The organism is Marinococcus sp. LNHM3E3-2.2 (assembly GCF_056034385.1).
In genome coordinates this window covers 26508-51396 of record NZ_JBQLIC010000002.1, presented here as the reverse complement: position 1 = coordinate 51396, position 24889 = coordinate 26508, and the positions used below count along the sequence as shown (strand labels likewise).

The window sequence follows — 24889 nt, the reverse complement described above, 5'->3', positions numbered from 1 at the left end:
CGCATAGTTTGTTTAATTATTATTATCATAACGAAAAATAAGGTGCTCCGCAAAACGTTTACCCGGCTGGAGTAATAATGAATAAAAAAAGAGCACAGGCACAGCTTTATGCCTGTTACTCGTAGGACTTCTTTTCGAGCTCCGGATTTTCGCTGAGCTGCTGAAGAAGCTCTTCCGGAGAGTCAGAAACGATAATTTTATCGCGGTGGTCGGCAGGGAGAAACTGCTCCTGTTCCATATGGTTGAAAAATTGAAGCAGGTGATCATAATAGTGATGAATGTTTAAAAGCGCACACGGTTTTTGGTGCACGCCGATCTGAGCCCATGTAAACATTTCAAAAAACTCTTCAAGGGTCCCGGGCCCGCCTGGAAGCGCTATGAATCCATCAGCCAGTTCGGCCATTTTGGCTTTTCGCTCATGCATCGTAGATACTTTATAAAGCTTACTCAAGGAAGGATGGGCAATCTCCCGTTCAACGAGTTTATCCGGTATAACTCCTATCACTTCACCGCCGGCTTCGAGCGCAGCATCTGCGAGACGGCCCATCGTTCCTACGTTGGAGCCGCCATAGACCAGGGTGCGCCCGGAGGAGGCTATTTCTCGACCAAGAGCTGCTGCTGAATCTTTATATATAGGATCGTCTCCAAGGCGGGAGCCGCAAAATACAGCAATGCTTTTCATCAGGCATCTCTCCTTTAATATCTCAATCATTGAATAGTATAGCACGAGTAAAAAAAGAGAAAGAACAGCCAAATTTTCATGTTAAGATAAAAAATAGAGGCGAAAAGGGAGAGTGGTTGTCATGGTTTGCCAACAGGAGCAGCCTATAGTTCGCATGGCGCAGCAGCATATGGCCGGCCGGCCGGTCTCCTTTCACGTGCCCGGGCATAAAAACGGCACTGTTTTCCCGGCGTCGCTGCAGGAATGGAAAAACATATTTCCTTACGACCTGACAGAAATCACCGGGCTCGATGATCTTCATCAGCCTGAAGAAGGAATTGCAGAAGCGGAGCATTTAGCGGCGGAAGTGTTTGGGGCCGAAAAAACGTGGTTTCTAATTAACGGTTCTACGACGGGGAACCTTGCGATGGTGATGGCCGCCTTTTCTCCGGGAGACGAGGTGCTCGTGCAGCGCGATGCTCACAAATCGGTGATGAATGCGTTGAAGCTTGCCGGTGTCCGGGCGGTATTTGCACGGCCGGAAATCGATGAATATACGCAGCTTTCCATCGGTATTTCCCGGGAAATACTGGTGGATGCGTGGAGTCGTTATCCCTCGTTAAAAGGGGCGGTCATCACTTCTCCTTCGTATGAAGGGTGGAGTAGTGATATATCCTCTCTTGCAGAGTTCGTACACGGGCATGAAGGAGTATTGCTGGTGGATGAAGCCCACGGAGCCCACTTTGCGGCAAGCCCGCTGCTTCCGAAGGAGGCTCTCGCCCAGGGGGCGGATGTGGTCGTCCAGTCCGCGCATAAAATGCTGCCGGCTCTCACGATGAGTGCGTATCTGCATGTGTCCGGCTCCCGGGTTTCCCGTGAACGTCTATCCTATTATCTGGGGGTGCTGCAGTCGAGCAGTCCTTCATATCTGCTGCTCGCTTCACTCGATGCGGCCCGTCACTACGTACATACAATACAGCATGAGGGGTGGAGCCCCGAACAGCTTTCCGCTCAAAAGCAGCAGCTTGAAGCAGTCATCGGCAGCAGGCTGATACAGCCGCCAGAGCACGTAGATGCGGATCCGTTAAAGTGGATAGTGCCGGTGCCTGAAGGGTATACAGGATGGGAGGTGCAGGAAGCTCTCGAGCAGGAGCACATCTATTCAGAGCTTGCCGGCAGCAGCTACCTGCTGTGGACTTTGCCCCTGACCAGCGAACATATCAACATTCCATTAAATGCAGTCAAGAGAGTATGGGAAGGGCTTGAACCCCGGCACGGGAGCATGGGCCAGTCCTTTTCCATGTTTGAATTGTTTCCCCGTCTCTCCGAAGGCGTCTGGGAAGAAGAACCCGGCGAAGAAGAATGGGTCCTGCTTGAAAGCGCAGAGGGAAGAACTGCAGCAGCGCCGCTGGTGCCCTATCCTCCGGGTATACCTCTCTGGCTTGAAGGAGAATACGTGGATGCCGGAAGAATTCGCTATGCCCTTGACCTTCTGCAGAACGGGGGGCGTCTGCAGGGTGGCAGTCAAAAAGATAGCCGCTTTTTAGTAAAAGTAAAACATAGGAAGAAAGGATAGAGTCATATGCAGGAGACGAATAAAGGCAAGTTCATTACGTTGGAAGGAGGAGAAGGGTCCGGAAAGTCTACGGTTATTACAGCTCTCGAAAAGTGGCTGCAGGAAGAGGGATTCAAGGTGTTAAAAACGCGGGAGCCCGGAGGTATTCCGATTGCTGAAAAAATCCGGAGTCTGGTGCTCGAGCCGGAATATTCAGAGATGGATGCGCGCACAGAGGCACTGTTATACGCCGCAGCGAGACGCCAACACCTGGTGGAGCGGGTTTTTCCGGCTTTGGACGAAGGAGCTGTGGTGCTCTGCGATCGTTTTGTGGACAGCAGCCTCGCCTACCAGGGGGCAGCCAGGGGTCTTGGCATAGATGAAGTGGCAGCTGTAAATGAATTTGCGATTGAAGGACGTATGCCTGATCTCACGCTGCTGCTTGATGTAGATCCTGAGGAAGGGATAGCAAGAATCCAGCGGGCCGAAGAAAGGGAATGGAACCGCCTAGATAATGAAGCAGCGCTTTTTCATACGAGGGTACATGAAGCGTATATGACGCTCGCGGAGAGATACCCGGCCCGTATTAAAAAAATCGATGCCGGACAGCCGCTTGGAGAAGTAATTAAAGAATGCAGGGAAAAGGTACAGGCCTACCTGAACGTAAAAAGTTGAGGAAAAATACAAATTCAGTACATACAATAAAATAAAAACGGGAAAAGGCATTTAGGAAAATATCGCAAGTAAGGAAGGAGCCGGACAGATGATTGCTATTTTGTATGTGAGTATCGCTATCATTGTTTTGGCACTTGTCTGGTTAGTTATCGGTGTTGTTCAGGCTGTTAAAGCAGCATCTTCCCAGATGAAGACCATCAATGAAACAATGGAACGGATTCAAAAGAAAACAGACGGCCTGATTAATGAGTCGGAAACACTGACCCAGCGACTGGAGGTTATTAACGATTCCGTCAACCGGGATATGGAGACGATCCAGGAGCTTACGAATACGCTCAAGGGCTCCAAAGAAGCCGTAGGAAAATATCACATAGCGACGCGTGCTGTAGCTACCGAAACGCTTCATGAAAATCAAAAGCGTACGAAGGAAAATGAACAGGTGGCACAAATACGTGACATCGGCGACACGGTAGTCGACCTGTACGCTAAATGGAAAAACCGTAAACAAGCATAGAAAAAAGCAGCAGGGGCCCGCCCCTGGCTGCTTTTTTACTGGGAGGAAGCTCTATACTCGCGTATGTTCAGCCGGTACGATTGAATACCGGCGAACAGAAATAAAACACCTGTGCAGATAAAGAGAGGAACGACAAGTCCAGAGCAGATGGCAGCGAACCATGGATAGGAGGTCTCTCCAAAATGGCAGAAGCCCCACAGCCCCAGGGCAACAGCAGTGCTTGCCGCTCCGACCAGAAACGGACGGTATTTTTTATAGGCAGCAATAATAAACCAGCTGCCAAACAAAGTGTAGAAAAAACCAATTACATATACGTTGACTGTTTTCTGAGCTGCTCCGAGTCCTGCAGAGAGCAGCGAATCCCCGGCTTGATTCATATTAACCGGCACCACTTCATCGGTCCCGGATTCGCTGTTCACAATGCGCAGTTCATACTCTGCCGGCTCCTCCGGCCAGTTTTTCTGATGCATGTAGGCAATATCATCTGACTGATGAAAAAAAGAAGGAGAATCAATATTATTTTCATGGTCGGTTAATCTTTTGGCCTGCATATCCTCAAGATCATATAAAAACAAATCGTACTGGTAGTTGGGCTCCTGGCTGGAAGCAACGTTGGTTGTATAGGCATAGAGGCTTTCTGACGGTGAAGCTGTCGGGTTGTACAGCCCCCCGGGAAGGTTGTTCGCAAATTCGATATGCTCCTCATATACTTTATTGTTCAGGGTTTTCATTCCCACATGCATTTCATCATCGGGGCCTTCGGTGTAAGTATACAGAAGCATATTGCCCGTAGCGTCCGGAGAGATGTTTCCCATTAAATATTTGCTTTCACTGGTGATCTTTTTGTAAGATCCTCCGCTGGCAGGCATGGAATAAATGCTAAATCCTTCCTCTGTGCTCCGGTCTGCGGATTTCCAGGCGTCGGCTGGCATTCCTAAAAAGTAAATGAGTATGCCATCCGGTGAGTAGGCAGCATCACGTACATGAAGCTCACTGCCGGTTAACCGTTCATGCTGGCTGCTTTCTGTCTCTGCTGTATAAATAGAGCGAATTGAATCATTTTGTTCCGATAAAAATAGAATATCCTCCGGCGAGTGCGGATGGAAAGAAGGAGAAAATTGCGGCTGCTTTAGGTCAGTAAGCGGCTCGGGATTTTCGCCATCAGTAGCGGAGGTATATATTTTCTCCTGGCCGTCCGTGATATAGGTGAACGCTAATTTGTCATCAGAAGGAGCGACGGACAAGCTGCTTCCCATTCCGTCAAAGGACCGGTAAGGGTTTTCTGCCTTGGAATAGCCAATAGCTGTAGAACTTATTAATAAAACGGCGGTAATAAGTACAGCCCGGATCAGCCAGCGGGGAAAGCGCATGAGTCCAACTTCCTTTCTTCGTTAATCTGATGGTTCGGTAATGCCATAAATAGGAAACTGTTACTTGAAGTATTCCATATTTTGCTTTCAGCTTCAATTACAGTGTATTTATTCCCAAATATTGATCAAAAGGTCTTAGGCTTAAGTATTGAATTCAGCATTCAAAAAATGGCTGTTTCGTTGGTATGCTTCACTTTTTACTGTATATACAGTAAAATAAAAATAATAAATATTATGGATTTGGACGAAATAGGAGGTACGGAGCATGAAGCTGTTAGTGGCTGTGGTGCAGGATAAAGATAGTAACCGGTTGTCTAATGCGCTGGTGGAAGCAAATTTTCAGGCGACCAGGCTCGCGAGTACTGGCGGGTTTTTGAAAGCCGGAAGCACTACGTTTTTAATCGGTGTGGAAGATGAGCAGGTGGATGAAGTAAAAATGGTCATCCAGGAAAACTGCAAAACCCGGGAACAGCTCGTCGCTCCTGTTTCGCCTATGGGCGGAAATGCGGATTCCTACGTTCCCTACCCTGTGGAAGTACAGGTCGGTGGAGCGACCGTTTTTCAATTAAACGTGGAAGAGTTTGAAAAATATTAAAGACGGAGAGATTAATATGAGTTGGGAAGCCATGCAGGAAGAACAGCCTACAGTAATGTCGCTGTTGGAAAGAAGCATGAACAAAGACCGCGTGGCCCATGCTTATATATTTGAAGGAAAAGCGGGTGCCGGCAAGCGTGAAACAGCGCTTCTGATGGCACAGCGCTTTTTTTGCGTAGAAAACAACGGCCCGGTGCCGTGCGGAGAATGCAGGGAATGCCGAAGAATCACGCACGGGAACCATTCGGAAGTAATGTTTTTACAGCCGGAAGGCGCTTCAATCAAAAAAGCACAGGTGGAAATGCTTCAAAAAGAATTCACCTATAAAGGAATGGAAGCCCGTTTAAAAATTTATATTATCGAAGACGCTGACCGTATGACGGCCAGTGCAGCCAACAGCCTGCTGAAGTTTCTCGAAGAACCGGAAAGCCCGACTCTCGCCATTTTATTAACGGAGAATGCTCATTTTCTGCTGGACACGATTCAGTCCCGCGCCCAAAAGATTGCGTTTTCTCCTCCCTCCGTGGAGCGTCGCCGCCATTTGTTTCAGGAAAGGGAAGGTACAGGGGAAATTGCGGCCGGCCTGCTTGCAAAACTGCCTCATGTCCCTGAGCGTGAAAACGACGCAGCACAGGCTGAGTGGATTGTACAGGGCCGAAATCTAGTGATACAATTAACGGAAGAGGTGCATCAGCGCCTTCACAGTGCACTATTGACACTGCAGGATAAATGGCTTGTACATTTTTCAGATAGAGAAGAACTGGACATCGGCTTAGATATGCTGCTTTTTTGGTATCGCGACCTCCTGTCGATCACATACGGTTCGGATGACATCACATACTTCGATCAAAAAGCGACGTTGGAACGAGTAGCCCTTCGTTTTTCAGAGATGGAGGTCGTTGCCCGACTGCAGGCAATTTTAGAAGCAAAGCGCCGGCTCCGGGCTAACGCGAATGCGCAGCTTCTGATGGAACAGCTGCTGATCCAGTTACAGGAGGGATCATGACATTGCATGATGTAGTAGGCGTCCGGTTTAAAAAGGCGGGAAAGATTTATTACTTTTCCCCGAACGGCCATGACGCACAGGTAGAAAGCTGGGTCATAGTAGAAACGGCCAGAGGAATTGAGTACGGGAAAGTAGTGCTTGAAAATAAGCAGGTCAGCGGCGACGACGTCGTATTGCCGCTTAAAAAAGTTATGAGGCTTGCCGATGAGGATGATCACGCTGCTGTGAAAGAAAATAAACAGCTTGAGCAGGAAGCATATGATCTCGGCTGCGAAAAAATTGCGACGCACCAGCTGGATATGAATCTGGTGAATGTGGAATACACCTTTGACCGGAATAAAATTTTGTTTTATTTCACGGCGGAAGGACGGGTGGATTTCCGTCAGCTGGTGAAGGATTTAGCTTCCCAATTTCGTACAAGGATTGAACTCCGGCAGATCGGGGTCCGGGACGAAGCCAAAATGCTCGGCGGGATCGGCCCGTGCGGAAGAATGCTTTGCTGTTCGACGTTTCTCGGGGATTTTGAGCCGGTTTCCATTAAGATGGCAAAAGATCAGAATCTTTCCTTAAATCCGGCAAAGATTTCCGGCCTGTGCGGCAGGCTTATGTGCTGTCTGAAATATGAAAACGATCATTATGAAACAGCCAAGCGTGAAATGCCGGACGTTGGAGAGCATATTAATACCCCGGAAGGCAAAGGAAAGGTAGCCGGTATTAATATTTTAGAACGTCTCGTACAGGTGAACTACGCAGAAGAAGAGAGAGTATTGGAATTTTCGCTGGATGAGCTGCTTGATGAAGGCTTCATCGCAGGATAACAGTTAAACGGACGGAGAAGGTGGGGGTGCGAGTGGATAAAAAAGAAATTTTCTCCCAGGTGATTCATATGGAAGAGCGGATTGGAAGGCTCCATGATGAACTGGGAGAGCTCAAAGAACAGCTGGCGATGCTTATTGAAGAGAACCAGGCACTCGTACTTGAAAATCAGCATCTGCGTCAGCGGGTGGAAGACAGCGGTGAGGAAATTCAGGAAAAGGAATTAGCCGGAGGGACGTCCCAGCCGGGTCCGAGCCGCATTCAGACGAGCAGTATGGGGGAGGGCTATGACAACCTCGCCCGCTTGTACCATGAAGGCTTCCACATTTGTAATATGCATTACGGCAGCCTGCGGACGGACGGAGACTGTTTATTCTGCCTCTCGTTTTTAAATCAAAAATAAGGAACAAGCAATCTGGAACCGCCTGTCTGTAAAGACAAGCGGTTTCGTTTATATCTTCAGAAGACAAAGTGATGCATTTTCAGCGAGGAGGGCATGCAATGATCAGGCCTGTACGAGAGGAAGACTATGAAGCGGTGCGCGGGGTTGCTGAGATCACGTGGGAGCATACGTATGAAAATTTAATACCAGCCCGGGCAAGAGAGGCGTTCATTGAAGCTGCTTACTCTAAAAAAATGTTTGATGTTAAGCGTGGGGAATCCATATTTTTAGCGGCGGTTAGCGAAAGTGTTCTGATAGGTTATATTAACTTGCTCCAGCAGGAGGAAGCAGAGCTCGCAGCTCTTTACGTGCTGCCCCGGTATCAGCGCGCCGGCTGGGGACAAAAGCTGTTCGACGCCGGAATGGAATATATTTCTGCTGAAAAGAAAACGATGACAGTGTACGTGGAAGAGGGAAACACCCGGGCTGAAGCTTTTTATGAAAAGCAGGGCTTCCGGAAAACAGAGCGCTTCACAGAAATGTTCATGGAAACGCCGTTAAAAACAATAAAGATGGAGAGAGGATTGAATCATCAATGAGTGATATTTCAAAAACCATCAAAGAGCACGTTCAGGGTCGCACGGTGACCCTCCGGGACGGCACAGAGCTTCCGTCGCTTGGTCAGGGCACATGGCATATGGGAGACAATACCGGGCTGAGAGAGCAGGAAATAGAAGCACTGCGGACAGGACTTGATTATGGAATGACGGTGATTGATACAGCCGAAATGTACGGCGGAGGTAAAGCAGAGCAGCTGGCCGGAGAGGCATTGGAAGGAAGAAGAGAGGAAGCCTTTCTCGTTTCTAAGGTTCTTCCCAATAACGCAGGCGGCGAGAAGCTTGAAAAAGCGTGCGAAGGATCGCTTAGCCGTCTCGGTGTGGAACAGCTGGATTTGTATTTACTCCACTGGCGCGGAAGCGTGCCTCTCAAAGAAACCGTGAAGGGTATGGAAAAATTAAAAGCAGATGGAAAAATCAAACGGTGGGGCGTTTCCAACCTCGATACCCGGGAGATGAGGGAGCTGCTCTCGCTCGAACACGGAGGTAATGCTGTCTGCAATCAAGTATTATATCATCTGGCTTCAAGGGGGATTGAATTTGATCTGATGCCTTGGATGAAGGAGCAGCGGATGCCGGTAATGGCATACTGTCCACTTGATCAGGGAGGAGGGCGTACGCTTGGGGAAAGCCGGACCCTGCAGAGAATCGCTGAACGCCGGGGCATGAGCCCGCTGCAGATTGCCCTCGCCTGGACCATTCGCTCAGGGATGGTGTTAAGTATTCCGAAGACCTCCAATCCGGAGCATGTGCGGGAGAATGCCGAGGCGGCTAGTATTACACTGACAAATGAAGAAGTCGAAATGCTAGATAGTGCTTTTCCGAAGCCGCAGACAAAGCAACCGCTCGATATCGTGTAGCTGCCCACCGGCCTTTTCGTATGAGAAGGCCGGTTTTTATGCTGGATCGAGAAGAAATAAGCTGCAGGCGTGTGCTAAAATATAAATAATTCTTTACGCGGGCAGAAATGTGCAAGGGGTCTTTTGATGAAAACTATTTTACGCTACGTTCGTCCTTATAAAGCAGCAGCGGTATTGTCTTTTTTTCTGCTTTTGATTGAATTATCGGTTGAATTATTTCAGCCGCTTCTTCTTGCGAGACTGATTGATGAAGGTCTGGCAAACAATGATATCGGCCTGGTCGTAAGCCTTGGGTTTGCGATGGCAGGTCTTGCCCTGCTCAGCTTTGGTGTCGGGGTACTGAACTGTTTTTTCGCAGATCACGTCGGGCACAGCACCGGCTTTGATCTGCGCAATGAAATGTATAAGCGTGTCCAGGAGTCGAGCCTGGAGAATCTGCAGGATTTCCCGCAGTCCTCGTTACTGACCAGGCTCACCAATGATATTACCCAGGTGCAAAACTTGATTGTAATGATGCTCCGGTTTATGCTTCGTTCGCCGCTTTTGCTAATTGGCGCGACAGTTATGGCTTTTGTGGTAAATGCCCGAATGGCGCTCGTACTGGTGATTTTTATTCCTTTTTTACTGTTGATCCTCGCATGGCTGATGACAAAGGGAATGATTTATTTCGGCAGTTTGCAAAAGCGTATCGATGCCGTAAACAGGGTGATGAAGGAAAACCTTGGCGGCCTTAGGCTTGTAAGGGTTTTTGGCCGCGAGCAGCATGAAATTAAACGTTTTTTTGTGCAGAATGAAGCTCTCCAGGCGAGTGCTGTCAAAGCTTTTCGTTATACAGCTCTTACTTCGCCGATCCTTTTGTTTTTAATGAACGCAGCGATTGTGCTCATGCTTTGGATCGGAGGCTCTGCCGTGCAGAACAACGAGGCCCAGGTAGGTGAGGTGGTAGCGGTAGTGAACTATGCTGCAAGAATGACTGGCGCGCTTGGCGTTGTCGGCATGCTGATTACACTGCTTGCCCGGGCGAGAACTTCCGCCTCGCGGATTGAAGAAGTGCTCGAAGGTGCCGAAAAGGAAAATTCCGGCCAGGAGGACGTAAAAGAAGAAGGAAGTATAGACGTCCAGTTTGAGAATGTGACTTTTGCTTATAGCGACAGCCGGGTTCCGGCTCTGAATGATGTGACGTTTCACGTGAAACGCGGCGAGCAGATGGCGGTTCTCGGGGCGACCGGGGCTGGTAAATCTTCTTTGTTCCAGTTAATGCTTCGTTTGTATGAGCCGGTCAGCGGCCGTCTTTTTATTGATAATGCAGACACCAGGGATCTTAACATTGCTTCGTTAAGAACCCAGATCGGCTACGTCCCCCAGGAGGCAAAATTGTTTTCAGGAACGATTCAGGAAAATATTCAGTGGGGGCGTGAGGAAGCCGGAGCTGAGGAAATGAGCAGAGCGGTGGAGACGGCTCAGCTTGAGGAAACGATCCGGGCCCTGCCTGAGCAGGAGCAGACGATGATCGGCCAAAATGGCGTAAATCTTTCGGGGGGCCAGAAACAGCGGGTGACGATTGCCCGGGCATTGCTGAGAAACCCGGGGCTTTTGCTCCTCGATGACAGTACGAGCGCGTTGGATGCGGAAACGGAGGCACAGTTTCTGGAAGCGCTTGAAGCGTACCCGTGTACCTCCATTTTAGTAACTCAAAAGCTTTCTACGGCACTGAAGGCGGATAAAATGCTGCTTCTTGAGCATGGGGAAGTCATTGGATTCGGCACTCATGAAGAGCTGTATGAGGAGTCTGCATTCTACAGACAGCTGTATCAATCACAGTATGGGAAGGAGGCGGCGACATGAAAAGGCACTGGATTACCTCGCCGTTTCAATATAAACATCCGGACATTGATCCTTCCCAGGCAGACGACCGCCCGGACACTGACCAGATACAGAACTGGAAACGTACCACCGCCCGGCTCTGGTCTTATCTGTCCGTTCAGAAATGGCGGCTGACGGCTGTTTTTGTCTGCGTGCTTTTCACTGCCGCCTTTATGCTTTCGGGGCCGCTGCTTCTTGGTCATATCGTTGACCAGTATTTAGTGCCGCAGCGGCTCGAAGGGCTTGGAACGATACTGTTACTGTTGTTTGCTGTGTACGTTGGGTGGGGAGTCATGAGCACCATCCAGACTTATGTGATGATTTCTCTTGCCCAACAGGCCGTTTTTAAGCTTCGCTACCACCTTTTTTCTCATCTGCAGACATTGCCGCTGTCGTTTTTTGACAAACGGCAGGATGGCTCTATCATGAGCAGAATGACGAACGATATGGATAACATATCAACTACCTTAAACACCTCGGTCGTGCAGATCATGACCAGCCTGTTAACGTTTACCGGTATTCTCGTTATTATGTTAGTGATCAGCCCGCTTCTCACCTTTTTTACGCTTTTGTTTCTACCGGTCATGTTTTTGGGTCTGCGCTGGATTACCAGGCGGACCAGACTGTTGTTTCAAAAACAGCAGCAGGCGGTCGGGGCAGTGAATGGGTATGCTGAAGAAACGATTTCCGGCCAGTCGATCGTGAAGGTATTTTCCAAAGAGCCGCGCGTCATGAAAAACTTTGAACAGGAAAGCGAAACCCTTCGTCATGCAGGATTTTGGGCTCAGACGTATTCCGGTTTTATCCCGAAATGGATGAATTTTTTAAACAATATTAATTTCGCGATTACGGCAGGAGCCGGAGGAATTTTGGCGTATTATGGTGTCGGTGCAGTTACTATTGGTACGATCGTGATTTTTGTGGAATATTCCCGTCAGTTTACCCGGCCGTTGAACGACCTGGCGAATCAGTTTAATGCTCTGTTTGCGGCGCTTGCCGGGGCAGAGAGAATTTTTTCGTTTCTGGACGAAAAGGCGGAGGATCACCGGGAGGAGAGAGGAACAGCCAAGACTGTTTCCGGGGAAGTAAAGTTTCAGGAAGTTACGTTTGGCTATGAAAACGAAAAGGTGCTCCGCGGCATTGATTTTCATGTGAATGCCGGCGAGACAGCTGCTTTTATAGGCCCTACCGGTTCCGGAAAAACGACCGTTATGAATTTAATTATCGGTTTTTACACGGCGGAAGCCGGAGAGATTTATGTGGATCAGACACCTCTTTCTGAATGGAATATTAAACATCTTCGGAAGCAGATGAGCGTAGTTCTGCAGGATGATTTTCTGTTTGAAAAAACGGTAATGGAAAACATACGCTACGGTAATCTGGAGGCTACGGATGAAGAAGTAATAGAAGCGGCAAAAGCGGCCAATGCCCATGCATTTATCGAGCGGCTGCCGGAAGGTTACCAGACGATGCTTGGGAAGGAAGGAAGCGGGTTCAGTCACGGGCAGCGGCAGCTGCTTTCCATCGCCAAGGCAGTGCTGTCCGACCCGAAAATTCTGATTCTTGATGAAGCAACGTCAAGCGTGGACACAGTAACGGAGATGAGAATACAGGAGGCGCTGGGGCGCTTAATGAAAGGCCGTACTTCTTTTGTAGTGGCGCACCGCTTAAATACCATTGAAAAAGCAGATACCATCTACGTAATGGACGATGGAGAAATTGCAGAACAGGGAACGCACAGAGAACTTCTTCGAAAGCAGGGACGATATGCAGCTTTTCAGGAGGCCAATCAGCAGAAGGTGGATATATGAAAAAAAATGTGAATCAATTCAAAATCAGGGGGCCCAGGCAGTGAAAGAGGTATTACAGGCAGGAGAGAGAGTCGACTATACCCCTTCGAGGAAGCCTATTATTCAGCATGAAAATGCTTTTGCGTTTTCCATTGACTCGGTGCTGCTTGCGTACTTTTGCTCTGTGCCGAAAACTGTTGGGAAAATTATCGATCTTGGGACCGGCAACGGGATTATTCCTCTGTTATTAACAGAGCGGAGCCGCGTTCCTGTTACAGGTATAGAAAGACAGCCGGAGCTGTGTGATATGGCGTCCCGGACGATGACGATGAACGGAGCGGAAGGGCAGGTTACTGTTCAGCAGGAAGACGTACGGAAGGTTCGTTCCAGGTATCACGGGGATCAGTGGTCGCTGGTGACGTGCAATCCTCCTTATTTTGATACCGCCCGGGAGACAATGAAAAATAAGCAGGAAAAGCTGGCAAACGCACGCCACGAGGAGCACGGAAGTTTGGAAGAATTTGTCCGTTCCGCTGCATTTTTAGCCAAGCAGAAAGGAAAAGTGGCTATAGTTCTTCGTCCGGAAAGGCTTGCAGAGCTGTTTAGCTACTACCAGAAATACCGGATCGAGCCGAAGCGGATGCAGTTTGTGCATCCAAAGGCAGGGCGGGCGGCAAATATTGTGATGGTGGAGGGAATAAAAGCAGGCAGGCCCGGTTTGGAATGCCTTTCCCCGATTATTGTATATAAGGCGGACGGAGAGTATACAGAGGAGTTTCGGGCGTACTATGGAACAAAATAAACATGTTGTCTATATACTGCAATGTCGGGACGGGAGCCTCTACACCGGCTATACAAACAATCTGCAAAAGCGGCTGGAAGCCCACAATGCAGGCCGGGGGGCAAAATATACGAAGGGTAGGGGGCCTGTGCGGCTCGTTTATCATCAGAGGTTCCCTACAAAAAGAGAGGCGATGCGGGAGGAATACCGTATTAAGCAGCTTCCCCGCAGTCACAAACAACGGTTAATGAAGGAGGGGCATGATGACCCAGCAGTTCAGCTTTAAAGCTACTGAAAATACCGGCATGCTTTACCTAGTGCCAACACCGATCGGGAATTTAGAGGATATTACTTTTCGGGCTGTCCGCATACTTCAGGAAGCGGAATATATTCTGGCCGAAGATACGAGACAGACAAAAAAGCTTACCCAGCACTATCAAATAGATACGCCTTTAGAAAGCTATCACGAACATAACAAGCGTCAAAAACAGGAAAAAATTCTGCAGTGGCTCACAGAGGGAAAACAGGTGGCGATAGTAAGTGATGCAGGCACGCCGCTTGTATCTGATCCGGGGAATGAACTCGTGCAGGAATGCATTGCGCAGGGGATACCGGTAGTGCCGCTGCCGGGTGCAAGTGCTCTTCTGCCAGCTCTGACGGCTTCCGGACTCGGGGGCGGCGGCTTTTATTTTCATGGATTTCTGCCGCGCAAGAAAAAAGAGATACGAATGGTTCTGCAAAAGCTTCCTTCAGGAGTGCCAATTGTTTTGTATGAATCACCCTACCGCCTCCTCGGGACGATCCACTTTCTGCATGAAGAGTGGGGGGACGTGCCGGCGGTCGTGGCAAGAGAATTAACGAAAAAATATGAAGAGTTTGTCCGCGGCACCCTGCTTGAAGCAGCGGCTGCTTTTGAAGACAGAGACATTAAAGGGGAATGTGTATTAATTGTAGAAAAGCCTGTTTCGGATGAATCCGGAGAAGAGGAGCACGGGCCGATGGAGGAGGAAGTCCGGAAGTATGTGGAAGCGGGTGCATCGAGCAAAGAAGCGATTAAAAAAACTGCCCAGCGCCGAAATGTTAAAAAACAGGAAGTATATGCGGCTTACCACGGATTAAATAAATCATAAAAAAAGAGCCTTCCCCCGAAAGGAAAGGCTTTTTCGTGAACTTAAGCGTTCGATTTATGGTTTTGCACGTAATCCTGAAGATCTTTAATAATTGCTTCAGCGCCCTCAGGGGAAAGAATAATTTTACCATCGGCAAGAGATAAGTTGTCATCCGACACTTCTCCGGTTACCTGGCAGGTCATGTTTGGTTTGTATTTCTTCAATACAATGCGGTCATGATCCACATAAATTTCAAGAGCGTCTTTCTCTTGGATTTCAAGTGTGCGGCGGAGTTCAATCGGAATGACTACGCGCCCTAATTCGTCAACCTTACGTACGATACCTGTTGATTTCATTGGTAGGTCCTCCTTAAATTCAGCTTTATTCGTCAAAATTCGACATTTTCTATCTGTACGCTAACAATACCAATGTTTTCTAATACCGTCAACGAATTTGAATTATGATTTCTGTGAAATTTAACAAAAATTTCAATCATTTATACAGAAATAAATTCTTTTATACATCTATTTATATATTAATTTTAAACAAATTAGAACTTATTCAGCCCGATTATGTATAAAAAACCATAAAAATTTATAATAGGGAAATATTTACTTGGGCCAAACTAATTTTGTCGAATTGTCGAATGAAAATATTTTTGACGAAAAGGGAAAAAACACATAGTATATTAGTGTAGAAAATATTGGCCCGACGAATGGATGAGTATCTACAGAAGCCGGCACAGAGAACCGGGAATGCTGAAAACCGGTGCGGCGGAACTAGAGAATATGGTCCGGGAGGGCGTCCGTGTGAGCTGTAACAGTAAAGACGGGCCGTCAGCGGCGTTAACGCTGAACTTCCGGGGGCCGGATGCGCCTGGAAATAAGCCGTTGTTTGTAAAAATAACGGAAATTTGGGTGGTACCACGTGAGCGCAGCTTTCGTCCCTTTGACGGACGGAGGCTTTTTTATATTGGAAAAGAATTTACACGCCTTTGAAGGAGGACATAAATATGCCAGAAGAAAAGAATACTTTTTATTTAACGACGCCGATTTATTATCCGAGTGGAAAGCTTCATATCGGACATGCGTATACGACAGTAGCCGGAGATGCTCTCGCCCGCTACAAGCGCCTGAGAGGCTACGATGTAAAGTACTTAACCGGAACTGATGAACACGGGCAGAAAATTGAAAGAAAAGCGGAGGAAAACGGGGTCAGTCCGCAGCAGTTCGTCGATGATGCAGCGCAGAACATTAAGCAGCTGTGGGACAAATTAAATATTACCTACGATGATTTTATCCGCACGACTGAAGACCGTCACCGCGATGCTGTACAGATCATCTTTGAAAAGCTGAAAGAAAACGGCGATATCTATCTGAGCGAATACGAAGGCTGGTATTCGGTGCCGGACGAAACCTTCTATACAGAAACCCAGCTCGAAGAGAAACAGTACGATGAAGCAGGCAACGTAACCGCCGGTATCAGTCCGGAAAGCGGCCACCCGGTAGAGAAGGTGCGGGAAAAATCGTATTTTTTCAAAATGAGCAAGTATGCGGACCGCCTGCTTCAGTTTTATGAAGATAACCCGGAATTTATCCAGCCGGAATCCCGTAAGAATGAAATGATTAATAACTTTATCAAACCGGGTCTCGGGGATTTGTCCATTTCAAGAACGACCTTTGAATGGGGCATTCCTGTCAAAAGCGACCCGGAGCATGTAGTGTATGTATGGATTGACGCATTGAGCAACTACATCACCTCGCTCGGCTACACGACAGAGCAAGACGAAGAATACCAAAAATACTGGCCGGCGGATGTGCATATTGTCGGCAAGGAAATCGTGCGTTTCCATACTATTTACTGGCCGATTATGCTGATGGCCCTCGATCTGCCGCTTCCGAAGAAAGTGTTCGGCCACGGATGGCTTTTGATGAAGGACGGAAAAATGTCGAAGTCCAAAGGCAATGTGGTGGACCCGATTCCGCTTGTTGACCGCTACGGTTTGGATGCTGTCCGCTACTATCTGCTCCGGGAGGTACCGTTTGGCTCCGACGGAGTGTTCACGCCGGAAGGATTTGTGGACCGGCTGAACTATGATCTCGCAAACGACCTGGGCAATCTTTTAAATCGTACCGTGGCAATGATTAACAAATATTTTGACGGCTCCATCCCGGCTTATGTGAAGGACGCGAGTCCGTATGATGCTTCGCTGCTTGAGCTGATAGAGGCAACCGTCACTAAGGTAGAAAATGCGGTTGAAGAGATGGAGTTTTCAGTGGCTCTGACAGCCATATGGCAGCTTATCAGCCGGACAAATAAATATATTGATGAAACGCAGCCGTGGATTCTTGCAAGAGATGAAAGCGAGCGGGAAGTTCTGGGCTCCGTGCTTTACCATCTGGCGGAATCTCTGCGGGTAATCAGTATACTGATTCAGCCGTTTATGACAGAAACGCCGAAGAGCATCTGGTCGCAGCTTGGTATAGAGAAAGAAATTACAGGCTGGGAAACGACAAAATCCTTCGCCCATATAAAAGAAGGCACCAGAGTAGCCGGTAAGGCCGTGCCTGTCTTCCCGCGTCTTCAGCAGGAGGACGAAGTGAAGTATATTATTGAGTCGATGGGTGGTACAGTGAAAGCGGAAGCAGAAGAGGAAGAGGAAACAGAAGAAAACGGGGAAATCACAATTGATGACTTTGGCAAAGTGGAGCTGAAGGTAGCGGAAATCATCGACGCAGAACTAGTCAAAAAGGCTAATAAGCTGCTTAAAATTCAGCTTGACGTAGGGGATGAGAAGCGTCAGGTCGTTTCCGGCATTGCAGAGCATTACACCCCGGAGGATTTAAAAGGCCGGAAGGTGATCTGTGTAACCAACCTGAAAGCGGTGAAGCTTCGGGGAGAATGGTCGGAAGGAATGATCCTGGCTGCTTCTAAAGGAAAAGAACTGACGCTTGCCACTATCGATCAGGCTCTTCCAAACGGATCGGTCGTGAATTAAAGAAAGGACGAGAATGTGATGCTTTTTGATACGCATGTTCATCTGAACGTAAAACAATTCGAAGGAGAAGTCGCAGAAACGATCGAACGGGCTAAAGAAGCCGGGGTCGATTACATGACGGTCGTCGGCTTTGACCGGGAGACGATTCCTAAAGCGATAGAACTGGCGGAAACGTACGATTTTATTTATGCAGCAGTCGGCTGGCATCCAGTCGACGCTGTTGACATGACCGATGAGGACCTGGAATGGCTTGAGGAACTCGCCGGCCATCCCCGGGTTGTAGCCCTCGGAGAAATGGGGCTCGATTATCACTGGGACAAATCCCCGAAGGATGTACAAAAAGAGGTATTCCGCCGGCAGATCCACCTGGCAAAGAAAGTGAACATGCCGATCATTATTCATGACCGCGAGGCCCATGATGATATTGTCGATCTGCTGGAGGAAGAAAATGCGGGAGAAGTCGGCGGTATTATGCACTGCTTTGGCGGCACTGCCGAAACCGCGAAGCGCTGTATGGATATGAATTTTTATATTTCCTTTGGCGGTCCGGTCACGTTCAAAAACGCAAAGCTTCCTAAGGAAGTAAGCAGGGAAATTCCGATGGATCGGCTGCTGGTGGAAACCGACTGTCCGTTTTTGGCCCCCCACCCATACCGGGGTAAGCGGAATGAACCTGCATACGTAAAGCTGGTAGCTGAAAAAATCGCAGAATTGAAAGAAATTCCGTATGAGGAATTGGCTGAACAGACGACAAAAAACGCTAAACAGCTTTTTCGTCTGTAAACGATGAACGGGCCCGCTCTTTCCATGAAAATGGAAAAGCGGGCTGTATCATAGCAAAAGACTAAATTGACTTAGAAGGAAGGTAACCGTGCGTATTTACGAATGTATCGTAGTGGAGGGCAAATCTGATACCGCAGCTGTCCGCAACGCGGTGGAGGCAGACACCATTGAAACAAACGGCTCGGCAGTAAGTGAGGAAGCGCTCCGCCGGATTGAACTGGCCAGGGAGCGGAGAGGGGTCATTATTTTAACTGATCCGGACGTTCCGGGCGAGAGAATCCGAAGGATAGTCAGCCGTCGCGTGCCGGGGTGCAAGCACGCTTTCTTAACAAAAGGTAAAGCCTTCGGGAGCCCGGGCCAGAGTCTGGGGGTGGAGCACGCTTCTGCGGAAACGATCCGTGAAGCCTTAAGGCACGTGCGCAGCGAAAAAGAGCATCCGGAAGTGACAGCAGCAGTGACAAGGCAAGACCTCCTGGAGCTTGGGCTGTTCGCCGGAAGCGGCTCTAGAGATAAACGCGCCCGCCTGGGGGAAATACTGAACATCGGCTATGCCAATGGAAAGCAGTTTTTGAAAAGGCTAGAGATGTTTCAAATCAGCCAGGCTGAATTTACCGCAGCATATGAACAATTATTGGAAGAGGAGGAGAAGGCGTGAAGGATATAGCAACCCCGGGGCGGACGAAGGATATACTGGAAAGACACGGATTTGCGTTTAAAAAAAGCCTGGGACAAAATTTCTTAATCGACGCAAACATATTAACGCGCATTGCCCAGGCAGCGGGCATAGAGCCGGAAGACGGGGTCATAGAGGTGGGTCCCGGCATTGGGGCCCTCACAGAGCATCTCGCAAAACAGGCCGGGCAGGTGGAGGCATTCGAAATCGACCAGCGCCTGCTTCCGATTCTTGAAGAAACGATGGCTCCTTATCCGCACGTCCGGGTGCACCACCGCGATATTCTGCAGGTGGACCTCGAGGCGTTTATTCATGAACACATGAGTGAGTGCCGAAGTGTATCCGTCGTAGGGAACCTTCCGTATTATGTTACCACTCCTATACTGATGGCAGTGCTTGAACAGAGGCTGCCGATTAAAAACATTGTGATTATGCTGCAAAAAGAAGTGGCAGAGCGAATGGCGGCCGTGCCAGGTACAAAAGCCTACGGATCCTTATCCATAGCGGTACAATATTTTGCGGAAGCAGAAAAGGTGATGACCGTTCCGAAAACCGTTTTTATTCCGCAGCCGAGAGTCGATTCATTGATTCTCCGCCTGAGAAAACGTTCTGCTCCGCCAGTGCATGTAGTGAACGAGGAATTCTTTTTCCGGCTGGTGCGCGCATCATTTGTACAGCGCAGAAAAACCCTCTGGAACAATTTGCTGAACCAGCTGGCCGGAGCGGAGGGCAAAGGCAGACTGCTGCAGGCGTTTGAGCAGACTGGCATCGATCCGGGAAGACGTGGTGAAACGCTTTCCATGGAGGAATTTGCTCTATTATCCAATGAACTTGCTCCTTTTTATCAAGAATTTTAAGACATTCGGAAAAAGAAGATTTAGTAATTGACATTCAAATTAAAGAATTGGTATAATGAAAAATTTTTGACAACTAACCCGGGTTATGTTAACATGATTTTTAGTGAGGTGGGTTAGACAATGGGAAAAACATTGGTGGAGATTAAAGAAGCGTTGGATTTAAAAGTAGGTAAACGAGTTACGGTAATTGCTAATGGCGGACGCAAGAAAACCGTCGAACGTTCCGGGTATTTAGAGGAAACATATCCTTCCGTCTTTATTGTCAAACTGGACAGAGCCCAGCATCCTGTCGAACGTCTTTCTTACAGCTATACAGATGTACTCACCCAGACAGTCAAACTGTATCTAACGGAAGAAGAAGAGCTTCAGGCTTAACTAACACATACGAATGCAGTCCCCGGACAGCATACAGGCTTTCTGCGCTAAGCGGAAAGCTTTTTTCATTTTTAAAGCCATGTTGAAGAAAGAACAGCAAAAGGCTGGCGAAAGTCCGATTTCCAAATTTACGTGCGCCTGCGGGAGTAAGGGAAGCTTTTCCTGCTGTACATGCTGCAGTTTTTCAACTAAAATGTTAGAAGGTTGAAAGTACGGTAAACGTGGAGGAAGATGAGAGAAGGAGAATGATGGTGAAGTTATCAAAAAAGGCTCCGGCGAAAATAAATCTGACGCTCGATGTTTTAGGTAAACGGGCAGATGGCTATCACGAAGTAAAAATGGTGATGGCCCAGGTGGATTTGGCTGATCGTCTGGAGTTTGAGCGAAGAAAAGATGGAAAAATTGTCGTGCAAATGTCAGAGGGCTTTCTTCCGGAAGACCATAGAAACCTGGCTTACCAGGCTGCAAAGCTGTTAAAGGATAAATACCGTATTGCTTATGGCGTGTCGATTTTCATACATAAAAACATCCCTGTCGCTGCCGGACTCGCCGGTGGCAGCAGTGATGCCGCAGCTACGCTGCGGGGAGTGAATGAGCTGTGGGAAATCGGCGCGGACATGGAGGAACTGGCAGAAATTGGGGCGCTGATCGGCTCGGACGTCTCCTTTTGCGTACACGGGGGAACGGCGATCGCTACCGGACGGGGAGAGCAGATTGAGCACATTGACCCTCCCCCGTCCTGTTGGGTAATTTTAGCTAAACCTCCTACAGGTGTTTCCACCGGGGAAATTTACCGCAGAATCGACGCGGCTAAAAAACGCCAGGAGATGACCCCGGCGATGGTGGAAGCGATTCGGAATAACAATTATGAACAGCTTTGCCGCTCTTTATCCAATACCCTTGAAGAAGTAACTCTGCCGCTTTATCCCGAAGTGGGGCAGATTAAAGCCCGCATGCTCGATTCCGGTGTGGATGCTGCACTGATGAGCGGCAGCGGTCCTACTGTTTTCGGGCTGGTGGATAAGGAAAGCAAAGTAAGCCGTGTGTATAATGCGTTGCGTGGTTTCTGCTCCCAAGTGTACGCGGTTCGCCTATTGAACAACCGAAACGCTTGATAAAATCCGTATGAAAATGGTATATTCTTGCTAAATATTCGGATTTTACGGAGGTAAGCATGAAAAAACTGAAACGAAGCGGCCGATTGGTTGATATGACCAATTTTTTACTGCAGCATCCACATGAACTTATCTCTCTTGGTTATTTTACGGAGAGGTATGATTCCGCCAAATCCTCGGTAAGTGAAGATTTGACTATCATTAAAGAAATTTTTGAAACACAGGGCGTTGGTGCACTGCGTACGGTAGCAGGCGCGAGCGGCGGCGTGCGATATGTACCAAAAGTGGAAAAAAGCACCGCAGAATTGTTTGTCGGAGACCTGTGTGAAAAACTGGAAAACAAAGAACGGCTGCTGCCTGGAGGGTATTTATATATGATGGATATCCTTGGGCGTCCACGTACGATGAACGAAGTGGGGAAAATGTTTGCTTCTGTTTTTGCGGACAGGCAGATTGATGCCATTGTCACTGTGGCTATGAAAGGCATCCCGCTTGGACACGCGATTGGTACGTATCTTGACGTCCCTGTAAGTATTGTCCGAAGAGACCACCGGGTTACGGAAGGATCGACCGTGAGCATCAATTACGTGTCAGGTTCATCGAGACGCATTCAGACAATGTCCTTAGCGCGGAGAAGCCTGCCGGAAGGATCTAACGTCCTTGTAGTGGATGATTTCATGAAAGCAGGCGGTACGGTGAGCGGAATGATAGAGCTGCTGCAGGAGTTCCGGGCAAATGTGGCAGGCATCGGAGTACTTGTGGAAGCTGAAGGCGCGGGAGAGCGTCTGGTGGATGATTACGTAAGCATCGCAAGAGTGGAAGAGGTAAACGAAAAGACAAAAAACATCCGTGTAGTTCCCGGTAATTTTCTAACAAAGCTCGAAAAGGAGAGATCACGATGAAGGAAGTATTTACTAAGCAGGCTCCAGAGGCCATTGGTCCGTATTCGCAGGGCATTAAGGTAAACAATGTATTTTACAGCTCCGGCCAGATTCCTTTAACGACGGCTGGTGAAGTTGTAAGCGGTGGAGTTGAAGAGCAGACGCACCAGGTTTTTCAGAATCTGCAGGCAGTACTTGCTGAAGCTGGTTCTTCGCTGAATCATGTTATTAAGGCAACCGTATTTATTAAAGATATGGATGAATTTCCGGTTATTAATGAAGTGTATGGTTCTTACTTTCAGGAGCATCAGCCGGCCCGTTCTTGTGTCGAAGTCGCCCGTCTCCCTAAGGATGTAAAAGTGGAAATTGAAGTTATTGCTTTACTGGCTTCATAAAAACAGTGCTCTGTGCTGCCTGCGCGAATGGCAGCCGGGGTGCTTTTTTTGCGATATGGGTAGAAAAGAGCATAAAACAGGCCGATAAGAAGAATAACGGAAAGATTTTTAAAGACAGGACTTTTAGCTCGAGCAAAAAGATATGGTAACATACATGAAACATCGTTATACTTAATACATGTTTATATACTTTAAATCAAATATATCTGCAGACGATTTTTTGTCCGGGCAGGACTTTGCGGAATAATATAGAAATCAATAATCAGCCTCTTTACGCTTGATGCGAAAGAAGAGATACATATAGATGAGAGAGTTAATAAACCAAAGGTGGTGAAAACATGCAGGTAACAGATGTCAGGCTGCGCCGGGTAAATACTGATGGACGGATGAGAGCAATTGCTTCTATTACATTTGATGAAGAGTTTGTGGTCCATGATATTCGGGTCATTGATGGAAATAACGGTCTCTTTGTTGCTATGCCGAGTAAACGCACCCCTGATGGGGAATTCCGTGATATTGCCCATCCTATTTCGTCAGCAGCGAGAGAAAAGATCCAGTCCGCTGTATTGGCAGAATATGACGAGCAGGAACAGCAGCCCGCAGAAAAAAATTTTAACGAAGCCGGCGCTTCGTAACTTCATACGTACCAGGGCAGCGATAACGGTCTCGATGGGGCCGTTATTTATTTTTGGCTGTAAACGAAATCGGGTGGATAGGTAAACGTTCATTATGTAGAATAGGTAATAGTGTATTCTTGAAAACCTACAGCTTTTAAGATATTATTCTTAATGGACAAAAATGCGCATATGGAGGAACCTACATGAACAATCGCTATGCCGTTATTTTAGCTGCCGGAAAAGGCACCCGCATGAAATCCAGTCTCTATAAAGTACTTCATCCTGTCTGCGGAAAACCGATGGTGGAGCACGTAGTGGATGAGCTCGAAGACGCCGGTGTCGATCAATTGGTGACGGTGACCGGCCACGGGGCGGAAGCTGTCGAAGAGCATTTAAAAGAGCGTACTTCCTATGTTCTTCAGGAGGAACAGCTTGGCACGGCTCATGCTGTAATGCAGACAAGGCAGATGCTTGAGGGAAAAAAAGGAACAACTATCGTTGCGTGTGGAGATACTCCACTGATCCAGGGGAGCACGATGCAGGCGCTGATGGATCATCATGAACAAACGGAAGCAAAAGCAAGCATTTTAACAGCCGTAGCAGACGACCCCGCCGGATACGGACGGGTCATCCGGGGCAGCAGCGGGGAAGTTGTCCGTATCGTTGAACATAAGGATGCAGACGAAACGGAAAAAAGCATCCGGGAAATTAATACGGGGACCTACTGCTTTGATAATGAAGCCTTGTTTCATGCCCTCAGTCAGGTGGATAACAACAACGTTCAGGGGGAATATTACCTTCCTGATGTTATTGGTATCCTTCAGGAAAAGGGAGAAACCGTATCTGCCTGGACCACCCCGGACTTTTCTGAGACAATCGGGGTGAACGATCGTGTGGCTTTATCCCAGGCTGAAAAAGCTATGAAGCGCCGCATTAATGAACATTGGATGCGCCAGGGAGTAACTATCATTGATCCGGAGAACACTTATATCTCCAAGGAATCTGTGATCGGAGCTGATACAGTAATTGAGCCCGGGACAATTCTCCGCGGCAGTGTACATGTAGGAACCTCCTGCCAGCTAGGCCCGCATTCAGAAATCAGCAACGCAGTCATTGGCAGCGAAACAGTGGTCCGTCAATCGACAGTGACGGACAGCGAGGTAGGAAACTCCGTACAAATCGGCCCTTATGCCCACGTCCGGCCGGCTTCGTCAATCGGTGATGAAGCCAAAATCGGCAATTTTGTTGAAATCAAGAAAGCCTCCATCGGACAGGGAAGCAAAACGTCCCACCTCAGCTACATTGGAGATGCAGAGGTAGGAAAAAATGTGAATATCGGCTGCGGCTCCATTACTGTTAATTACGACGGTATGGGCAAGCATTTAACGAAGATCGAAGATAACGTATTTATTGGATGCAACTCCAATCTTGTAGCTCCGGTAAACGTTGGGAAAGGCGCTTACGTAGCAGCAGGTTCCACTATTACTTCGGATGTGCCGGAGGATGCGCTTTCCATTGCACGGGCAAGGCAGACGAATAAAGAAAACTATGTAAGTGAAAAATTAAATGCAGATAAAAAGCAAAACAAGTGACGGAGGGAA

The 24889-nt window shown here is 48.2% G+C and carries 28 protein-coding genes; 25 read left to right on the top strand and 3 right to left on the bottom strand.

The genetic code is table 11. The features are described 5' to 3' along the window. Positions 1-115: 115 nt before the first annotated feature. Positions 116-682 carry an LOG family protein gene (locus ACTRXF_RS02820; protein ID WP_474261183.1) on the bottom strand — a complete coding sequence of 189 codons (567 nt, stop codon included), beginning with the start codon at positions 680-682 and terminating at the stop codon, positions 116-118. Positions 683-803: 121 nt separating this feature from the next. On the opposite strand from ACTRXF_RS02820, the gene ACTRXF_RS02815 reads away from it, so the two are divergent. The 3 genes from ACTRXF_RS02815 (at position 804) to ACTRXF_RS02805 (ending at position 3405) form a co-directional block, all read left to right on the top strand. Continuing rightward, the gene (locus ACTRXF_RS02815) at positions 804-2237 is read left to right on the top strand and encodes an aminotransferase class I/II-fold pyridoxal phosphate-dependent enzyme (protein WP_474261182.1); all 1434 of its coding nucleotides are present in this window, start codon (positions 804-806) and stop codon (positions 2235-2237) included. A 6-nt stretch (positions 2238-2243) separates the two neighbouring features. After that, positions 2244-2891 (top strand): dTMP kinase, encoded by a 648-nt coding sequence (tmk, locus tag ACTRXF_RS02810; protein WP_474261181.1) that lies wholly within the window; start codon positions 2244-2246, stop codon positions 2889-2891. An 88-nt stretch (positions 2892-2979) separates the two neighbouring features. After that, positions 2980-3405 carry a DUF948 domain-containing protein gene (locus ACTRXF_RS02805; protein WP_022792890.1) on the top strand — a complete coding sequence of 142 codons (426 nt, stop codon included), beginning with the start codon at positions 2980-2982 and terminating at the stop codon, positions 3403-3405. Between the two features lie 35 nt (positions 3406-3440). On the opposite strand, the gene ACTRXF_RS02800 is transcribed toward ACTRXF_RS02805, so the two are convergent. After that, the gene (locus tag ACTRXF_RS02800; RefSeq protein WP_474261180.1) at positions 3441-4775 is read right to left on the bottom strand and encodes a TolB family protein; all 1335 of its coding nucleotides are present in this window, start codon (positions 4773-4775) and stop codon (positions 3441-3443) included. A gap of 265 nt (positions 4776-5040) precedes the next feature. On the opposite strand from ACTRXF_RS02800, the gene ACTRXF_RS02795 reads away from it, so the two are divergent. The 11 genes from ACTRXF_RS02795 (at position 5041) to rsmI (ending at position 14615) form a co-directional block, all read left to right on the top strand. Further along, positions 5041-5370 (top strand): cyclic-di-AMP receptor, encoded by a 330-nt coding sequence (locus ACTRXF_RS02795; protein ID WP_322525299.1) that lies wholly within the window; start codon positions 5041-5043, stop codon positions 5368-5370. Positions 5371-5386: 16 nt separating this feature from the next. Beyond that, on the top strand, positions 5387-6376 hold the full coding sequence (gene holB, locus ACTRXF_RS02790; protein ID WP_474261179.1) for a DNA polymerase III subunit delta': 990 nt from the start codon (positions 5387-5389) through the stop codon (positions 6374-6376). Between the two features lie 2 nt (positions 6377-6378). Beyond that, complete coding sequence (locus ACTRXF_RS02785; protein WP_322525628.1) at positions 6379-7194, top strand: PSP1 domain-containing protein; 816 nt, start codon at positions 6379-6381, stop codon at positions 7192-7194. A 32-nt stretch (positions 7195-7226) separates the two neighbouring features. Then, positions 7227-7595, top strand: coding sequence for a DNA replication initiation control protein YabA (yabA, locus tag ACTRXF_RS02780; protein WP_462868267.1), 369 nt, complete (start codon positions 7227-7229; stop codon positions 7593-7595). A gap of 98 nt (positions 7596-7693) precedes the next feature. Further along, positions 7694-8173 (top strand): N-acetyltransferase family protein, encoded by a 480-nt coding sequence (locus ACTRXF_RS02775; protein ID WP_474261178.1) that lies wholly within the window; start codon positions 7694-7696, stop codon positions 8171-8173. Next, positions 8170-9051, top strand: coding sequence for an aldo/keto reductase (locus ACTRXF_RS02770; protein ID WP_474261177.1), 882 nt, complete (start codon positions 8170-8172; stop codon positions 9049-9051). Before ACTRXF_RS02775 ends, ACTRXF_RS02770 begins: the two co-directional genes overlap by 4 nt. Before the next feature lie 126 nt (positions 9052-9177). Beyond that, on the top strand, positions 9178-10896 hold the full coding sequence (locus tag ACTRXF_RS02765) for an ABC transporter ATP-binding protein (RefSeq protein WP_474277746.1): 1719 nt from the start codon (positions 9178-9180) through the stop codon (positions 10894-10896). Continuing rightward, positions 10893-12725 carry an ABC transporter ATP-binding protein gene (locus ACTRXF_RS02760; RefSeq protein ID WP_474261175.1) on the top strand — a complete coding sequence of 611 codons (1833 nt, stop codon included), beginning with the start codon at positions 10893-10895 and terminating at the stop codon, positions 12723-12725. The genes ACTRXF_RS02765 and ACTRXF_RS02760 overlap by 4 nt, the downstream gene beginning before the upstream one ends. A gap of 40 nt (positions 12726-12765) precedes the next feature. Continuing rightward, the gene (locus ACTRXF_RS02755; RefSeq protein WP_474261174.1) at positions 12766-13506 is read left to right on the top strand and encodes a tRNA1(Val) (adenine(37)-N6)-methyltransferase; all 741 of its coding nucleotides are present in this window, start codon (positions 12766-12768) and stop codon (positions 13504-13506) included. After that, positions 13493-13771 (top strand): GIY-YIG nuclease family protein, encoded by a 279-nt coding sequence (locus ACTRXF_RS02750; protein ID WP_474261172.1) that lies wholly within the window; start codon positions 13493-13495, stop codon positions 13769-13771. The genes ACTRXF_RS02755 and ACTRXF_RS02750 overlap by 14 nt, the downstream gene beginning before the upstream one ends. After that, a complete protein-coding gene (rsmI, locus tag ACTRXF_RS02745; protein ID WP_474261171.1) occupies positions 13746-14615 on the top strand; it encodes a 16S rRNA (cytidine(1402)-2'-O)-methyltransferase in 870 nt (289 codons plus the stop codon). The genes ACTRXF_RS02750 and rsmI overlap by 26 nt, the downstream gene beginning before the upstream one ends. 41 nt (positions 14616-14656) lie before the next feature. Here rsmI and ACTRXF_RS02740 read toward each other — a convergent pair whose 3' ends face one another. Continuing rightward, positions 14657-14950 carry an AbrB/MazE/SpoVT family DNA-binding domain-containing protein gene (locus ACTRXF_RS02740; protein WP_022792877.1) on the bottom strand — a complete coding sequence of 98 codons (294 nt, stop codon included), beginning with the start codon at positions 14948-14950 and terminating at the stop codon, positions 14657-14659. Positions 14951-15403: 453 nt separating this feature from the next. Here ACTRXF_RS02740 and ACTRXF_RS02735 point away from each other — a divergent pair, with 453 nt between their 5' ends. The 11 genes from ACTRXF_RS02735 to glmU all read left to right on the top strand — a co-directional run bounded on the left by ACTRXF_RS02735 (position 15404) and on the right by glmU (position 24880). Continuing rightward, a complete protein-coding gene (locus ACTRXF_RS02735; RefSeq protein ID WP_474261170.1) occupies positions 15404-15592 on the top strand; it encodes a hypothetical protein in 189 nt (62 codons plus the stop codon). 8 nt (positions 15593-15600) lie between these two features. After that, positions 15601-17592 carry a methionine--tRNA ligase gene (metG, locus tag ACTRXF_RS02730; RefSeq protein WP_474278107.1) on the top strand — a complete coding sequence of 664 codons (1992 nt, stop codon included), beginning with the start codon at positions 15601-15603 and terminating at the stop codon, positions 17590-17592. An 18-nt stretch (positions 17593-17610) separates the two neighbouring features. Continuing rightward, entirely contained in the window at positions 17611-18375 is a 765-nt protein-coding gene (locus ACTRXF_RS02725; protein WP_474261169.1) for a TatD family hydrolase, read from the top strand. Between the two features lie 88 nt (positions 18376-18463). Next, on the top strand, positions 18464-19030 hold the full coding sequence (gene rnmV, locus ACTRXF_RS02720) for a ribonuclease M5 (RefSeq protein ID WP_091615040.1): 567 nt from the start codon (positions 18464-18466) through the stop codon (positions 19028-19030). After that, positions 19027-19905 (top strand): 16S rRNA (adenine(1518)-N(6)/adenine(1519)-N(6))-dimethyltransferase RsmA, encoded by an 879-nt coding sequence (gene rsmA, locus ACTRXF_RS02715; RefSeq protein WP_474261168.1) that lies wholly within the window; start codon positions 19027-19029, stop codon positions 19903-19905. The genes rnmV and rsmA overlap by 4 nt, the downstream gene beginning before the upstream one ends. A 120-nt stretch (positions 19906-20025) precedes the next feature. Next, positions 20026-20280 carry a Veg family protein gene (locus tag ACTRXF_RS02710; protein ID WP_022792872.1) on the top strand — a complete coding sequence of 85 codons (255 nt, stop codon included), beginning with the start codon at positions 20026-20028 and terminating at the stop codon, positions 20278-20280. 251 nt (positions 20281-20531) lie between these two features. Continuing rightward, positions 20532-21395: a 4-(cytidine 5'-diphospho)-2-C-methyl-D-erythritol kinase gene (gene ispE / locus ACTRXF_RS02705; protein WP_027847189.1), complete on the top strand. Its 864-nt coding sequence runs from the start codon at positions 20532-20534 to the stop codon at positions 21393-21395. Positions 21396-21454: 59 nt separating this feature from the next. Continuing rightward, positions 21455-22297 carry a pur operon repressor gene (gene purR, locus ACTRXF_RS02700; protein ID WP_474261167.1) on the top strand — a complete coding sequence of 281 codons (843 nt, stop codon included), beginning with the start codon at positions 21455-21457 and terminating at the stop codon, positions 22295-22297. Then, positions 22294-22671 (top strand): RidA family protein, encoded by a 378-nt coding sequence (locus tag ACTRXF_RS02695; protein ID WP_322525282.1) that lies wholly within the window; start codon positions 22294-22296, stop codon positions 22669-22671. Before purR ends, ACTRXF_RS02695 begins: the two co-directional genes overlap by 4 nt. A gap of 338 nt (positions 22672-23009) precedes the next feature. Then, on the top strand, positions 23010-23306 hold the full coding sequence (gene spoVG / locus ACTRXF_RS02690; protein ID WP_474261166.1) for a septation regulator SpoVG: 297 nt from the start codon (positions 23010-23012) through the stop codon (positions 23304-23306). 185 nt (positions 23307-23491) lie between these two features. Next, positions 23492-24880 carry a bifunctional UDP-N-acetylglucosamine diphosphorylase/glucosamine-1-phosphate N-acetyltransferase GlmU gene (glmU, locus tag ACTRXF_RS02685; protein ID WP_474277744.1) on the top strand — a complete coding sequence of 463 codons (1389 nt, stop codon included), beginning with the start codon at positions 23492-23494 and terminating at the stop codon, positions 24878-24880. Positions 24881-24889 lie beyond the last annotated feature (9 nt).

Bases quoted from the DNA above. Each gene is read 5' to 3' on its own strand.
- ACTRXF_RS02770 (WP_474261177.1), top strand. From the start codon at position 8,170: ATGAGTGATATTTCAAAAACCATCAAAGAGCACGTTCAGGGTCGCACG.
- ACTRXF_RS02820 (WP_474261183.1), bottom strand. From the start codon at position 682: ATGAAAAGCATTGCTGTATTTTGCGGCTCCCGCCTTGGAGACGATCCT.
- tmk (WP_474261181.1), top strand. From the start codon at position 2,244: ATGCAGGAGACGAATAAAGGCAAGTTCATTACGTTGGAAGGAGGAGAA.
- ACTRXF_RS02815 (WP_474261182.1), top strand. From the start codon at position 804: ATGGTTTGCCAACAGGAGCAGCCTATAGTTCGCATGGCGCAGCAGCAT.
- ACTRXF_RS02775 (WP_474261178.1), top strand. From the start codon at position 7,694: ATGATCAGGCCTGTACGAGAGGAAGACTATGAAGCGGTGCGCGGGGTT.
- spoVG (WP_474261166.1), top strand. From the start codon at position 23,010: ATGCAGGTAACAGATGTCAGGCTGCGCCGGGTAAATACTGATGGACGG.
- glmU (WP_474277744.1), top strand. From the start codon at position 23,492: ATGAACAATCGCTATGCCGTTATTTTAGCTGCCGGAAAAGGCACCCGC.
- ACTRXF_RS02805 (WP_022792890.1), top strand. From the start codon at position 2,980: ATGATTGCTATTTTGTATGTGAGTATCGCTATCATTGTTTTGGCACTT.
- ACTRXF_RS02750 (WP_474261172.1), top strand. From the start codon at position 13,493: ATGGAACAAAATAAACATGTTGTCTATATACTGCAATGTCGGGACGGG.
- purR (WP_474261167.1), top strand. From the start codon at position 21,455: ATGAAAAAACTGAAACGAAGCGGCCGATTGGTTGATATGACCAATTTT.
- rsmI (WP_474261171.1), top strand. From the start codon at position 13,746: ATGATGACCCAGCAGTTCAGCTTTAAAGCTACTGAAAATACCGGCATG.
- ACTRXF_RS02740 (WP_022792877.1), bottom strand. From the start codon at position 14,950: ATGAAATCAACAGGTATCGTACGTAAGGTTGACGAATTAGGGCGCGTA.
- ACTRXF_RS02695 (WP_322525282.1), top strand. From the start codon at position 22,294: ATGAAGGAAGTATTTACTAAGCAGGCTCCAGAGGCCATTGGTCCGTAT.
- ACTRXF_RS02760 (WP_474261175.1), top strand. From the start codon at position 10,893: ATGAAAAGGCACTGGATTACCTCGCCGTTTCAATATAAACATCCGGAC.
- ACTRXF_RS02710 (WP_022792872.1), top strand. From the start codon at position 20,026: ATGGGAAAAACATTGGTGGAGATTAAAGAAGCGTTGGATTTAAAAGTA.
- ACTRXF_RS02765 (WP_474277746.1), top strand. From the start codon at position 9,178: ATGAAAACTATTTTACGCTACGTTCGTCCTTATAAAGCAGCAGCGGTA.
- ACTRXF_RS02800 (WP_474261180.1), bottom strand. From the start codon at position 4,775: ATGCGCTTTCCCCGCTGGCTGATCCGGGCTGTACTTATTACCGCCGTT.
- holB (WP_474261179.1), top strand. From the start codon at position 5,387: ATGAGTTGGGAAGCCATGCAGGAAGAACAGCCTACAGTAATGTCGCTG.
- ACTRXF_RS02795 (WP_322525299.1), top strand. From the start codon at position 5,041: ATGAAGCTGTTAGTGGCTGTGGTGCAGGATAAAGATAGTAACCGGTTG.
- ACTRXF_RS02725 (WP_474261169.1), top strand. From the start codon at position 17,611: ATGCTTTTTGATACGCATGTTCATCTGAACGTAAAACAATTCGAAGGA.